The sequence below is a fragment of the Paenibacillus sp. J22R98 genome (assembly GCF_059383835.1).
Genome location: NZ_JBXENW010000004.1, coordinates 341,263 through 354,778, shown reverse-complemented (window position 1 = coordinate 354,778; position 13,516 = coordinate 341,263). Strand labels below are relative to the sequence as shown.

11 protein-coding genes are annotated in these 13,516 nt (G+C 50.5%); 8 read left to right on the top strand and 3 right to left on the bottom strand.

The genetic code is table 11. The features are described 5' to 3' along the window. The first annotated feature begins 143 nt into the window (after window positions 1–143). From AC50Y3_RS14910 to AC50Y3_RS14885, 6 genes are all read left to right on the top strand, one after another. Window positions 144–1,007, top strand: coding sequence for an ABC transporter permease (locus AC50Y3_RS14910; protein ID WP_494819642.1), 864 nt, complete (start codon window positions 144–146; stop codon window positions 1,005–1,007). A gap of 31 nt (window positions 1,008–1,038) precedes the next feature. After that, a complete protein-coding gene (locus AC50Y3_RS14905) occupies window positions 1,039–1,932 on the top strand; it encodes a carbohydrate ABC transporter permease (protein WP_494819505.1) in 894 nt (297 codons plus the stop codon). Window positions 1,933–2,033: 101 nt separating this feature from the next. Beyond that, the gene (locus AC50Y3_RS14900) at window positions 2,034–3,713 is read left to right on the top strand and encodes a type 2 periplasmic-binding domain-containing protein (RefSeq protein WP_494819504.1); all 1,680 of its coding nucleotides are present in this window, start codon (window positions 2,034–2,036) and stop codon (window positions 3,711–3,713) included. A gap of 74 nt (window positions 3,714–3,787) precedes the next feature. After that, window positions 3,788–5,296: a response regulator gene (locus tag AC50Y3_RS14895; RefSeq protein ID WP_494819503.1), complete on the top strand. Its 1,509-nt coding sequence runs from the start codon at window positions 3,788–3,790 to the stop codon at window positions 5,294–5,296. Window positions 5,297–5,305: 9 nt separating this feature from the next. Beyond that, window positions 5,306–7,075, top strand: a complete 1,770-nt coding sequence (locus AC50Y3_RS14890; protein WP_494819502.1) for a sensor histidine kinase — start codon at window positions 5,306–5,308, stop codon at window positions 7,073–7,075. 4 nt (window positions 7,076–7,079) lie between these two features. Next, window positions 7,080–8,333 carry an ROK family transcriptional regulator gene (locus tag AC50Y3_RS14885; protein ID WP_494819501.1) on the top strand — a complete coding sequence of 418 codons (1,254 nt, stop codon included), beginning with the start codon at window positions 7,080–7,082 and terminating at the stop codon, window positions 8,331–8,333. Window positions 8,334–8,726: 393 nt separating this feature from the next. Here the strand turns inward: AC50Y3_RS14885 and AC50Y3_RS14880 are convergent, their stop codons facing one another. The 3 genes from AC50Y3_RS14880 to AC50Y3_RS14870 form a co-directional block, all read right to left on the bottom strand. After that, the gene (locus AC50Y3_RS14880) at window positions 8,727–9,266 is read right to left on the bottom strand and encodes an NAD(P)H-dependent oxidoreductase (RefSeq protein ID WP_494819500.1); all 540 of its coding nucleotides are present in this window, start codon (window positions 9,264–9,266) and stop codon (window positions 8,727–8,729) included. Between the two features lie 117 nt (window positions 9,267–9,383). Next, window positions 9,384–10,139, bottom strand: a complete 756-nt coding sequence (locus AC50Y3_RS14875; protein WP_494819499.1) for a class I SAM-dependent methyltransferase — start codon at window positions 10,137–10,139, stop codon at window positions 9,384–9,386. A gap of 17 nt (window positions 10,140–10,156) precedes the next feature. Then, window positions 10,157–10,615: a MarR family winged helix-turn-helix transcriptional regulator gene (locus AC50Y3_RS14870; RefSeq protein ID WP_494819498.1), complete on the bottom strand. Its 459-nt coding sequence runs from the start codon at window positions 10,613–10,615 to the stop codon at window positions 10,157–10,159. Window positions 10,616–10,909: 294 nt separating this feature from the next. Here AC50Y3_RS14870 and AC50Y3_RS14865 point away from each other — a divergent pair, with 294 nt between their 5' ends. Together AC50Y3_RS14865 and AC50Y3_RS14860 are read left to right on the top strand one after the other, a co-directional pair. Continuing rightward, window positions 10,910–11,551, top strand: a complete 642-nt coding sequence (locus tag AC50Y3_RS14865) for an antibiotic biosynthesis monooxygenase family protein (RefSeq protein WP_494819497.1) — start codon at window positions 10,910–10,912, stop codon at window positions 11,549–11,551. A 68-nt stretch (window positions 11,552–11,619) separates the two neighbouring features. After that, complete coding sequence (locus AC50Y3_RS14860; RefSeq protein WP_494819496.1) at window positions 11,620–13,485, top strand: LTA synthase family protein; 1,866 nt, start codon at window positions 11,620–11,622, stop codon at window positions 13,483–13,485. Window positions 13,486–13,516 lie beyond the last annotated feature (31 nt).

Sequence of the window (13,516 nt, the reverse complement as noted above, 5' to 3'; positions counted from 1 at the left end):
GATAGAAGGTGATTCCGGTGCAGAGTAATTCGTCGACAGAGAATCCGAATATCAGCCGCTTCGCCGCACAACCGAGTGTAAGCGCAGAGCGGCCGCGCAAGAGCAAGCTGGTCCTGTTTAGCCGCCAGTGGGATTTGCAGATCATGGTCATCCCGGGACTGCTGTTCCTATTCGTATTCAGCTACATTCCGCTCTATGGCTTGTTAACGGCTTTCCAGGATTACGACATGTTCAAAGGTTTCTTCGCTAGTCCTTGGGTTGGCTTCAAGCACTTCCGCATCTTCTTCGAATCCCCTGAGTTCGGCGAAGTACTCTCCAATACGATCTGGATCAGCGTGCTGAAGCTGCTCTTCTGCTTCCCGGCACCGATTATATTGGCGCTCATGCTGAATGAAGTGAAGAATATGTACTTCAAACGAATCGTGCAAACGATCAGCTACCTGCCGCATTTCTTCTCATGGGTTATCGTAGCGGGCTTCGTCAGCTCTATGCTGGCCGTCGATAACGGAAGCTTGAATATGGCGCTTGAGAAGCTGAACCTGATCGACGAGCCAATCAATTTCCTCTCGCTGCCGGAATATTTCTGGACCATCTTAATCAGCGCGAATGTGTGGAAAGAAATCGGATTTGCATCCATCGTTTACTTGGCCGCAATTGCCGGCGTAGATCCGACACTCTATGAAGCAGCCGCTATGGACGGCGCAAGCCGGTTCAAGCAAGTGTTTCTGGTCACGCTGCCGAGCATTCGACCTATCATCATTATTTTCATGATCTTGGCGGTCGGGAACATCCTCAATGCCGGCTTTGAAGATATATTGCTGCTAGCCATTAGCCCTACATTGGCAGAAGTAGCGAACGTCGTCGATACCTATGTGTACCGCGTCGGGTTCAAGAACTCCAGATACTCTTACGCTACGGCGGTAGGCTTGCTCAAGTCCGTCATCAACCTTGGCTTGCTCATCGCGGCCAACGCAATTGCCAGAAGGAAGGGCTCAAGCCTATGGTAATCATCACGCTACCGAGAGGAGGCAGCTGGCTATGAAACGCAGTACCGGAGATAAAGTCTTTCACGCACTCGTCTATACCCTGTTGATCGTCCTGGCTTTTGTCTGCTTCTATCCCTTCTGGAACTCCATTGTCATCTCGTTCAATCTGGGCTCCGACACGGAGCTAGGAGGCATCACTTTCTGGCCTCGGAGCTTTACCCTGCAGAACTACTCGATCGTCTTCCAAGATGGCCGCCTGCTGGATGCCTTCTACATCTCTGTGATGCGGACGCTGATAGGTACCTTTGTCGCTATTCTGTGCACGGCCATCTTCTCCTTCGGAATGTCGCGGAAGAACCTGATTGGCCGCAAAGCATATATGCTCTTCTGTGTATTCACGATGTACTTCAGCGGCGGACTGATTCCAACGTACATGCTTATCCGCAACATGCACTTACTGGATTCCTTCTGGGTGCTCGTTATCCCGGGCATCATAAATGTTTGGAATATGATCGTCTTTATCTCCTTCTTCAAAGATTTGCCGGACGGGTTAGAGGAATCGGCCCGTATCGACGGGTGCAGCAACTTCGGCGTCTTATTCCGAATTGTACTCCCATTATCCGGTCCCATCATCGCGACGCTCTCCTTGTTTACGGCCGTCTCGCTCTGGAACGACTGGTTCTATGCCGGCCTGTACATCACGAAGACCGAGCTGCTGCCCATACAGGCGCTGCTCCAGCAAATTCTCAACTCCAACATTATGACGACGGAGCTGCTCAACTTGAATTCAGCTGCACAAGACCGCATAACGGCGATGCAGTCGATTACAACGAAGTCGTTATCCATGGCCACCATGATTGTAGCGGTACTGCCGATCATGTTTACGTATCCGTTCGTACAGAAGTATTTTGTCAAAGGCGTGCTTGTCGGTTCGTTGAAAGGATAACCAGCGGCGGCTAGCCCGGTTAGGCAGCGAGGTAAAGTGAGATTTGTTACAGCGGTTTTATGCGAAATAGCTTAATATAACAAGTACATGGAGGGTTATCGATGAAGAGAAAAAGAATCGCCGCATCGCTTGGAGTTATGCTGCTTAGTACATCCATGTTAATGGCAGGATGCGCATCAAAGTCAGAAACGAACAATAAGAACGATGCTGCAGCTGCAACAACAAACACGAATAATCAGGCAGAAGCAACGACGAATACACCTGAAGCCGCACCTGCATTTGAGTTTGGCGTAACCCCTGTTTCCTTCAGCTTCTATGGCAACTATGACTGGTACACACAGAACCCGTGGGGAGCCGATCCCGGCACGAAGTGGATTCAAGATAATAAGAAGGTAACAGTAACGGCCGTGCAAGCAGGCAGCTCGCCGGAAGTAAAGCTTAACGCCATGATTGCATCCGATGAACTGCCTGACGTCATCTGGGGTGAGCGCGACGCGAATGTCGAGAAACTCAGAGCGGCAGGCAAGCTGGTTGCGCTGGATCAATACGTAGATAAATACCCGAACCTGAAGAAATGGGCGGGCAATGCCACGCTAAACATGCTGAAGGCAGAAGACGGCCACCTGTATGTATTCCCGAACTGGTATGCCAATTCCGCACGCGGTAACGGCGGATACATCGTGAATACTAAGATCTACACAGAGCTGGGCTCGCCAAAGCTTGAAACATTCGATGATCTGTACGCTTACTTGAAACTGGTGAAAGAGAAATATCCGAAGGTAATCCCGTTTGAAACGAGTATCGGAGCACAAGGGATCTATGAGCTGTACTCCGGTTTTGCGGAAGACCACCCGGTGCAATTCGTCAGCCAAATGGCAGTGCCTAACGGCGACAAGCTGGAGTCCATCTTCACCGATCCAACCTTTAAAGAAACGCTGCAATACGCAAGCAAGCTCTTCCGCGAGAAGCTTGTGACACAAGATGCTTTGACTCAGAAAATCGAGCAAGTACGCGAGAAAGTAACGACCGGCAAGGTTGCCGTAGCCGCTGCTTATAACGTAACAGACCTGGGTGCAAGAGGTACGGTTGCCCTGAAGGCTGCTGACCCGAGCGCCGGATACACGATGATTTGGCCGCTGCAGAAGGGCGGATTGGATAAGAATAAGATTTTCGCAACGCAATATGATTCGCTTGGCTGGAACGTCAACATGATCACCACATCGGCTAAAGATCCGGAAGGCATCTTCGCTTACCTGGATTGGCTGACAGGTCCCGAAGGACAACGCGTTGGCTTCTGGGGTCCTCCCGGTCTGTACTGGGATGGCGCCGATGACACGGATGCTCCGAAATTTACGGATAAATACGCTACGGATAAAGAAGGCTTGAGCAAAATGATGTCCACGATGGATTCCTTCAACTGGGCAGGGAACACAACGTTCATCGATCAAGCGAAGTCGAAGCATGAATTGTCGCTGCCGGCTGATCAGCAAGAGTGGGCAACGATCGCGCAAAATGCGGTAGCTTGGAAAACAGCCTACAACATCACGCAATTTGCCAACATGGATCCGGCTCCGACTTCGGAAGAAGGCGTTATTGCACAGCGCATCAGTGATATCTTCACACGGGTATTTGCCAAGGCGATCTTCGCGAAGGATGATGCGGAAGTGGAAGCGATGCTGAATACGGCGAGCGAAGAAGCAAATTCCGCGGGTTATGACAAGCTGCTTACCTTCAAAACAACGAAGTGGCAGGACAACCTGAAACGGATCAATGCACAATAATTAATCATAGGTATCTATGCCAAGAGAAGGTATACTAAGTATACCTTTTCTTGGCATTATTTGGAGGTGATGACATGTACAGTGTTCTGGTTGTAGATGATGAAACGATGGATTTGATCGGACTGCAGCAGCATATCGACTGGGACAAGCTTGGTATGAATGTCGTCGCCGCTATCAATAACAGCTTTAGCGCGCTTGATTATATGAAGAACAACAAGGTAGATATTCTTGTAACCGATATCAACATGCCCATTATGTCGGGGCTCGAAATGGTTAGGCAGATCATGGAGCAAAGGCCGCAGCTTCGCGTCGTCTTTGTGAGCGGCTATTCCGAATTCCATTATGCGAAGCAGGCAATCTCGCTTAGCGCGGCCGGCTATGTGCTGAAGCCGGTCAATGACGATGAATTGTTCGAGGTGCTGCAAGGAGTCAAAGCCGAGCTCGACAGCGAGACGACCCGTTCCGAGTGGCAGAAGAGCGAGGCGGTTAATCAGCTGCTCAGCGGACAATATGCGCGTACCGGGCTAACGCCGTCAGCCGGCTTGTCCGTCGGCATTATTGAGATGGACGATATGCACTGGAAGCTGCGAGCGGCAGGCGTGGAGAAGCAAAGCACCGCCTTCGATAAGCAGCTACAGCAACTGGCAGAGCTGCTTCTGGCGGAGAGTCTGCCTTATTTCTGCAAAACCGATGAGAAACGTATGGTCGTCATTCTGGAAGGCGCGCAGCCGCTGGAGCAGCTGAAGCTTGTCGTGCATGCAGTCAGCTCGAAGCTGGCCTGGTCGGTGACGGCAGGTCTCGGCACGCTGGTAAACGAGCTCCATCAGCTTCCGGAATCGTACCTGTGCGCGAAGGACGCGATCGCGAACAAAATGTTTTATGGCAAAGGCAAGGTCATTCCATTCTCCGACATTAAACCCCAAACCGGCTTAAAGGCAAAGCAGCTCAGCGAAGTGCTGGATTCGCTCTTTACCGCCTTAATTCAATATCAGCTGGTGCGAATTGACGAATGCGTCGAGGATCTGTGCGCCTTGGTCAAGACTTTCGACGATAAGCATGCGGTATACGTGTATTTGCTCCATGTCATTTCCCAGCTTGATTTTCGACTGCGCACCGTCAATGAGGACTTGTATCAGATTCTTGGTCTTAGCTTCGATAAGCTCGATATCGTCTTTCAATTCGAGACGGTGGAGGATATTCAGTGGTGGCTCAGAAGCCGGCTGTTCCAGCTCTCCGAGAGTCTCTATCAGCGCAAACAGAAGAAGAACCGCAAGCTGATCGAGGAAGTAGAGAAGTACATCATGGACCATGTCGAGGAAGAGCTGACGCTTAAGGATGTCGCGAACTATTTCTCTTTCTCGCCGAATTACTTAGGGTATATGTTCAAAGAGGAAGCGGGGCTGAATTTCAGCGATTTTGTCATTGCGAAGCGGATGGAGCGGGCAAGCGTGCTGCTTCAAGTGCCGAGCACGAAGGTATACGAGGTGGCTAACCGCCTGGGCTATAAGAAGCTGAGCAGCTTTAACCGCCAGTTCAAGGATCAATTCGGATTGACGCCAAGCGATTATCGAAAACAAGGATGAGTGACTCACATGGGGCCAGCCGCGCATCATTCGAAATACCTTTCCGTCGGGAAGAAGCTGTTTCTCTCTTATTTAATTCTGCTGCTCACGCCTGTTCTGGCGATCGGCTACTATGCGTATACGTCTTCCGTTCATTCAGGCGAGGAGCAGACCAGCGCGGCCGTAAGCGGCACACTGAGCCAAATTCATGACAATATCGCCTATCGGATGGAAGATATCAAGCATATCTCGGACGAGCTGTATCTGGACCAGACGATGCAAAATAATTTGAGTAAGTACGAGGAAGGCTACTATAGCTATGAAAATATGTCACGCTACTTGCAGCCGAAGCTGACGAATATGCTCAGCTCGATGGTCAGCAATGTGTGGCTCGATATTTATACCGATAATCCGACCGTGCCCGAGGTTTTCTTCGCTAGAGGCAGCGAGGTTGATCCGCTGTCTACAGGGCGCGATTTTGAAATTATGCATATGGATCGTTTGAGAATACAGGAATGGTATAAACAGCTCGACTTCCCGCAAGAGATCTATGGGCAAACCTTCGTCTGGCGGCAGGTGGATAACGATGCGCGTTTTGGCAACATCTCGCTTATGCGCCGATTGATTAATTTCGATGATGGCAGCAAGCAGTTCGGATTTATGCGGATTGTTACGAAGATCAGCGATCTGCTTCAGGCTGTCGATTATCGCAAAATTACGGATAAGAGCGTCCTGGTCGTAAGCGATTGGGACGGGAATAAGCTATTTACCTCCGCGCCGTCCTCGCTTGCAGCAACTTGGGATAGTGAGGCGGCCGGAAGCGATTATTTCGTTATAACGAAGCCGATTGCCGGACTGAACTGGAAGCTGTCCGCCTATATTCCCCGCAGTTATCTGAAGGAGAATGCAGTCTCCGTCCGGAATGTGTATATCATGATGTGCATTATGGTGGTGGCCGTTCTTATTCTCATCAGTGCGCTGTTCTCGCGATATTTTATCCGCAAAATGACCAAAATTATCGCGGCTATCGACTCGTTCCGCGAAGGGGATTTCTCCAAACGCATTCATTTCAGGAGCCGCGACGAATTCGCCCAGATCGGCGATGCGTTTAACAATATGGGCCGGAATATGGAAGAGATGATTCAGAACCTGTACGTCGCCAATCTGCAGAAGAAGGAAGCGGAGCTGGAATTTCTCCAGACCCAAATCAATCCGCATTTCTTATATAATACGCTCTCATCTATCAGCCGACTGGCTAAATTCGGGCAGAACGATAAGCTGCAGAAGACGGTGTTTGGACTTGCAAAGTTTTATCGTTTGTCGCTGAACGACGGGCGTATTCTTACCTCCATTACAAATGAGGTCGAGCACTGTAAAGTGTATACCGAGCTGCAGCAGGCCAAATACGAGAATCGACTGCGAGTCTATTACGAGATTGACCCGGAAGTGTTGTCGTATACGACCGTTAAACTCATCTTGCAGCCTTTTATCGAGAACACGCTGAAGCATGCCTGGTATGGCGATCAAATTAACATTCGGATTACGGCGCAGAAGGAAGAGCAGCATATTGCGTTTCGGATCATTGACGATGGCGTCGGTATCCGGCGGGATCTGCTGGAGCAGATCATGAACCCGCGCGGCGTGCAGGTTGGTTATGGCATCCGCAATGTCGATTCGCGAATAAAGCTGCAATTCGGCGATGCGTACGGCGTTTCGCTCTACAGCCGTCCGGGGATTGGAACCTCGGTCACGATTCGCATTCCTTTATATCAGGATCCGGCAATTATGCTGGGAGCTTAAGATTATGACATGGAAAGAAGGAGCAGCCGTCATGAAGCCGATCAAAGGAGACCTCCAGACGATGAAGGAGATGAATCGCGCCGCGATTCTGCGTTTATTTCATCGGAAAGGGACGTTAACCCGCGTGGAGATCGCGAAGCTCGCCCATTTGACACCGACAACCGTATCTTCGCAGGTCGATGAATTGATTCGAGAAGGATTCATTGACGAGCTGGGGAAAACGGATACGACCACCGTCGGACGCAAAGCGGTGCAGCTCGAAATTACGCGAAGCAAAGGATATGTCATCGTGATCGGCCTTGGCAATCAGGCATTTACATGCGCGCTGGTGAATTTTCACGGCGAGATCGTTCATGTTGACGTGGTGCCCGGCGTCCAAGGTAATGATGCTGTAGGGCATTATCTGAGCGAGGCAATCCCGCGCATGATGAAGCAGGCCGGCATCGCCGAGCTGGCACGGATTAAGGGCATCAGCATTGTGTCACCCGGTATTATCGACGAGCAGAGCGGCACCATTAAGCTTTCGCGCGGCTTGCAGCTAAGCGAGTTTGCGGTGAAAGCCCATCTGGCTGCTGCTTATGATTGTGTCATTGAAGTGGTCAATGATATGAACGCATCGGTCTTCGCGGAATATTATTACGGTCTGAATGCCGCGTATCGCAATGTCATCTACGTGTCGGTGGAGGAAGGTCTGGGTGCCGGCATTATCATTAATGAGCAGATTTATGCCGGGTCCAATGGTGCCGCGGGCGAAATCGGCCATACGATCGTGGATGCAGGCAACGGCATGCTGTGCCAATGCGGCAATCGGGGCTGCATTGAAACCGTGCTGACCGTGCCTTATATGCTGCAGCGTGCTCAGATTGCGGCGAGGGAAGCAGCGGGTGGTGCAGGTTCCAATGCCGTCGGTGCCGATGTCCCGCAGCATTTCGAGGAGGTACTCGCAATGTACGAGCAAGGCGTGGAGTGGCTGCAGCCGATGATGCAGCAAGCCGCGCAGGTCATGAGCCAGCTGATGGCGACGATTTATAATTTCATGAGTCCGGAAATGCTAATTATCGGCGGCTGGCCGAGCCGTTCGGACGCCTTCATGCAGGAAGTGAAGCGGCGCCTCGACGTGTTCCCGTTCCCCACGGAGACAGGGAGCTCGCGTTTCGTATTCAAGAGCGTCGAGCAGCATCAAATCCTCGCCGGTGCGGCGACATGGCTGCTCCAGGATCTGTTCGGCGGCGTTCATTTCTCGCAGCGGTATAGTTAAAGGCAGGTGTAGCAGGCAGGCGCCGTCGCTACCCCAATCCCGACCACCTAATTCGCTCTTCGCCACTTCGTGGTATGCTCTAACAAATCTCAGAGGACTTATTTTAACCAAATGAGCGAGTTTGAAAATCTAACGAATCCTACAGGCCTTATTTCGTGTTAAGATGTCTTTTTTCGCTCCATTTTGCTGAAATAAGGCCCCCACGATTCGTTAGAACTGAAAAAGGGCTATTTTATGGCAAATAAGGCCTCTACAATTCGTTAGAGGTTTTTCCCAACATACGAGGGTAAGGTGTACTTGTAGATCGAACATGCTGCCATCCACCAACCGCCGACAAAAAAAAGCTGGACCGGGATCATCTCCGGTTCAGCTTTTTCGGTTCACCCCTATGAATTAGCGAGCAGCGTAAGCGCCGATAGGCGCTGTCAAATAGGCAGCCAGCTTGTCCGCGCTTTGGGCGACCTCTTCATCGGTCAAGCGCGGCGCGTGAAACACCATAAACGGCGGTACATACTTCATTTCGGTCAGCAGGACCGTGGCTTGCAAAGGCAGCAGAAGCTGCTCCATCGTGTAGAGGCTCTCGCCGTCCGGACGATAGGATTCTTCAGCCCGTCCAACGGAAATAGCGAGCACATACTCTTTGCCCTTTAGTTGATTGCCTGTCCCATAGCCGAAGCCATAGGTGTATACTTGGTCCTGCCATTTCTTAAGCAGGGAAGGTGTGCTGTACCAGTGAAACGGGAATTGGAACACGACTCGGTCATGCTGCAGCAGAAGCCGCTGTTCCTTCTCGACATCGATCACTTCATTCGGATACGTTTGATATAAGTCATGTACGGTAATACCGGGCTCTTGCTCCAGACGTTCTTTCCACATCCGGTTGACGCGGGATTCTTGCATATTAGGGTGTGCGACAATCACAAGTGTGCTCATGGTGACGTAACTCCTCTATTATGAAAATGATATAGGAATTATAGCATAGATCCCAACCGAAAAAACAAAGAGCCGCCGCAGCAGCTCCTGAATGTCGACCCCTATGAGAAGCAGCCGTTATACCGAACCGAAATAAATATCCGTTCTATACTGGAAGCCGACGATGCAATCCTGTTGATGCTTGTTGAACAATAGTTCCAGCGCCTCCATATAAGGCTCGTAGCTAGGCGAACCCGGAAGCGGGACATAAGAGGAGGAGAGGGTCCGCCCTTTAAGGGCCTCCAGATCAAACAGCTGCTCATTCGCAAACTCCGCTTTCTTATAGCTGCCATCCCGGAAGAATGAGGCGAAGTCCTCGTGTTGAAGACGTCTATGGTTCACATCTTTATAATCCGGTGCGTAGTGTAAGAGAAGTTGATCATATTCAGCTCCAAAAGGATCATCGATCAGGCGCGTGTTCCAGATCAGTGCCACGTTGCCGTCAGCGCGCAGAATGCGGCGAAATTCAAGCCTTGTCGATTCCGGCTCGAACCAATGAAAGGCCTGCGCCGATACGATGCAATCCACCGAGCCATCGCTGAGCTTCGTCGCTTCCGCCGAACCGTCAACGGAACGATAGCGATCGTAACCGCCAAGCTGAGCCTCTGCCGCTAACCGCATCTCGGTATTGGGCTCCACCCCCACTACAGTGCTGCCCCGCTCAAGCAGAAGTCGGGTGAAAATCCCCGTACCTGCTCCAATGTCGGCGATTACGGAAGCCGGACCCAGAGCCGCCTCATGATAGATGAAATCCAAAGCCGCAGACGGATAGCTGGGTCGATACTTCACGTATTGCTCCACGCGATCTGAGAACCGTTTCGTATTATCCTTCATAGACGGAATCCTCTCCTCTACACGCATTTATTGCAGTTCAAATGATCCTCCACCGTCTCATTGAACCTTTGAAGCAGCTCTCCGAACAGGGTGGATTCTTCCTCTGTCCAATCTTTCAGCACATCGGTGAAGAAGGTTTGGCGCAGCTGCCTTACTTTAAGCAGCATCTCGCTGCCCGAGGAGGTGACTTGGAGCAGGCTGACCCGGGCATCCTTCGGATCCACGGTGCGCTCCACATACCCCTTCGCTTCGAGCGAGGCGGTTTGCCGGCTGGCTGTCGAAATATCTAATTGAAAGGTATCGGCAAGCGCCTTTATACCAAGCGGTCCATGGTCAAACAACCGCCTTAGCAATAAATAAGTAGAGCGATCAAGCCCGGTATTATTAAAATAAGCGATACGGGCAGCTTCGGCTCTGCGAATAAAAATAGCCATTTCATGCTCGATTCGATGCAGATTATCTGGATCTATGTTCATGTTGGGTTCACCGTTTCTTTGGTTTATGAATCGTATTTAGTCCAGCATATCGCTTCAATTTAAGCCGTGCAAGTGGAAGAGATAGACCGATTGACAGCTACTAAATACCTTGTATAATTACGAATAGACATAGTTGCATGATACAACTATACTACAGTACGTAATAAATTTCACATGCAAAAACGTGAAAGGAACGCTGCAATGATGGAAAATGAAACGCAATCGGAGTTTTTAGCGTTAAACCATAGAGGACATTCATTATCGCCCATGTTAACTGCAGAGGGTTTGTTGTCTATGCAGGATATGAAGGTTGGCACACTGGTTCGGCTTAAGGTGTTTCAAGTTGCTGGCCGGCACAAGCAGCTGAAACAAGTGAACCATGCTATCTCGGCGATGGAACGGGTATGGCAAGACGGAGCTGTACAGAGCGGCGCTGTTCTGCGAGGTACTCGGGGGAAACATGTTGTTTCACTTGCGCTTGTCGATGCACAAGCGGGGGAAGCTTCAGGTCCGAATCGGTATACGGTAGAATACAGCGATCATATTGCAGCTCCGCTTTCTTCTAAGGTGGAGGAAGGACAAGGGACAGAACGTTTGTATTTCTTAAATATCGTACAGCTCGCTCCCGGCAAACGCGAAGTCATGATTCGGAATTTCGAGCGCACGATGCCTTATGTACGCAAGCAGCCTGGTTATATCTCGACGAATTTATTGGTCAGCCGCGATAATCGATTGGCGATTCATGTCGGGCAATTCGAGAGCAGGCGTCATTTTCAAGCGATTTTCCGCAAGCAGGAGGTGCTCCGCGCCTTTGGACGGGGGCTTGCGCCGGGCATGATGGCGACGATTTGCGGCGTGCTTCCGAAGCCGCCTAGTTTGCATCTGTTCGAACTCGCGCATGTGGTCGGATTGGCGGAAAACAATTTGCTTAACTAGCAGGTATAACTACAAGGAACGTCCGGTGCAAGAGCAGTCGCTTGCTGCCGGGGAAGGAGTTGTTAAAAGTGTCTCTTCTAATGAGACTGCTTAATCGCAGATTTTTTTACTTTACTATTATTCTCTTGGTGAAGGGTATTCTGGCCTGGTCGGTTGTATTTGACGAAGGGCCGTCCTGGATGACGCTCGTAACGGAAATTCCGTTCTTCTGGGTGGTGTTCTGTCTAATCGAATGGTTAGCGGGCAAACGGAAGATGCTGTACTATATGATCGTCAATTTATTGCTTACGCTGCTCTATTTTACCGTACTCATGTATTACAAATATTATGGCATTATCGTCACCTATCACGCGCTTGCCCAAGCCGATAAAGTAACGAAGGTTGGAGAAAGCACCTACTCGCTCCTTGATCCCTATTACTTGTTCATCTTCTTGGATATCGTTGTGCTGGCGTTCATCTTTTGGAGACCGAAGCACAAACATATTCAGCATCGCGTCAGCATGAGACCTGTGAAGAAAACAGGCATCACCATCATGTTCATCGTGTCTTCGCTGCTCTGTTTGCTGAATATTTGGCCGAACCGTGCCAGCATGAATGAGAATAAGCAGGCCGAAGAGATGGGTCTGCTCAACTACGAGATCTACACGATTTTTGCCGATAGCCGTAAAGACGACGAAATGGTGCCGATGGCGGAAATTACGCAGAGCGCGATTGATGAGCTGAAAGGTACGGTGCAGCCGCTGCCACAGCCGCAAAATTTTGGAGCGAATAAAGGAAAGAACCTTATTATCGTGCAGATGGAATCCTTCCAGGATTTCTTGATCGGACTCAAGATTGACGGTCAAGAAGTAACGCCGAACATCAACAAGCTTGCGCAGGAGAACATGCACTTTGATCATTTCTACACCATGGTTGGTCAAGGAACTACCTCGGATGCCGAGTATGTGGTGAATACATCGCTTTATGTGCCTCAGCACGATGCGGCGACTGACCACAACGTGGATAAGGCGCTGCCGAGCTTGCCGAAGCTGCTTCACGCGAATGGGTACACGACCGCGACGTTCCATACGAACGATGTATCGTTCTGGAACCGGACGGAGCTGTACAAAGCGATCGGCTGGGATCGTTACTATGACAAATCCTTCTTCGGCGACGAAGATCATATTGCATTTGGTTCATCGGATGAAGTGCTCTACAACAAGACGATTGATGAATTGGTGAAGCTGGACGAGAGCGAACAGCCTTTCTATGCGCAAGTGATCTCGATGAGCGCCCATCATCCGTTCAATCTTCCGGAATCCAAGTATAAAATGACGCTGCCGGAAGAGTTCGACGACACCATCGTCGGTAACTATATTCATGCCCAGAACTATGCCGATTACGCGCTCGGACAGTTCATCGATGATTTAAAGCAGCGCGGGTTATGGGATGACAGTGTCATTCTGTTCTACGGCGACCATCAAGGGTTGTCCTTGTACTCGCTTGACCGCAACGAGAAGAGCTTGGTGGCTGGCATGATCGGACATGAGTATGGGTATACCGACATGTTCCGTATCCCGCTTATTCTACATGCTCCCGGCGTGACTGCGCCTTCCGTGCGGGAACAAACCGGCGGTCAGATCGATATTCTGCCGACGGCTGCGAATTTACTGGGCGTATCGCTTAGCAATCAGATTTATTTTGGCCAAGATTTGTTGAATCAGAGCTCCAATATGCTGCCGATGCGTCATTTCTTGCCATCAGGCTCCGTCATTACGGATGAGGATATGTACTTGCCGGGCATTGATTATGCCGATGGCACGAATTACTCGATTCGGGATGACGGGGAGCAAGAGCATGGCGAGGGTGCTACCGAGGATCAATACAATCGCACGCTGAAGCTGCTGACGTTATCAGACAGCTACGTTAGTCAACTGCCGGATAAAGACGAATAATGCACTTATAAAAAATAAAGCCGCAAGCATC

Coding starts and splice junctions, on each gene's coding strand:
- AC50Y3_RS14900 (WP_494819504.1), top strand. CDS start 2,034: ATGAAGAGAAAAAGAATCGCCGCATCGCTTGGAGTTATGCTGCTTAGT.
- AC50Y3_RS14870 (WP_494819498.1), bottom strand. CDS start 10,615: ATGAACATAGATCCAGATAATCTGCATCGAATCGAGCATGAAATGGCT.
- AC50Y3_RS14880 (WP_494819500.1), bottom strand. CDS start 9,266: ATGAGCACACTTGTGATTGTCGCACACCCTAATATGCAAGAATCCCGC.
- AC50Y3_RS14905 (WP_494819505.1), top strand. CDS start 1,039: ATGAAACGCAGTACCGGAGATAAAGTCTTTCACGCACTCGTCTATACC.
- AC50Y3_RS14875 (WP_494819499.1), bottom strand. CDS start 10,139: ATGAAGGATAATACGAAACGGTTCTCAGATCGCGTGGAGCAATACGTG.
- AC50Y3_RS14865 (WP_494819497.1), top strand. CDS start 10,910: ATGCAGGATATGAAGGTTGGCACACTGGTTCGGCTTAAGGTGTTTCAA.
- AC50Y3_RS14890 (WP_494819502.1), top strand. CDS start 5,306: ATGGGGCCAGCCGCGCATCATTCGAAATACCTTTCCGTCGGGAAGAAG.
- AC50Y3_RS14885 (WP_494819501.1), top strand. CDS start 7,080: ATGACATGGAAAGAAGGAGCAGCCGTCATGAAGCCGATCAAAGGAGAC.
- AC50Y3_RS14895 (WP_494819503.1), top strand. CDS start 3,788: ATGTACAGTGTTCTGGTTGTAGATGATGAAACGATGGATTTGATCGGA.
- AC50Y3_RS14910 (WP_494819642.1), top strand. CDS start 144: ATGGTCATCCCGGGACTGCTGTTCCTATTCGTATTCAGCTACATTCCG.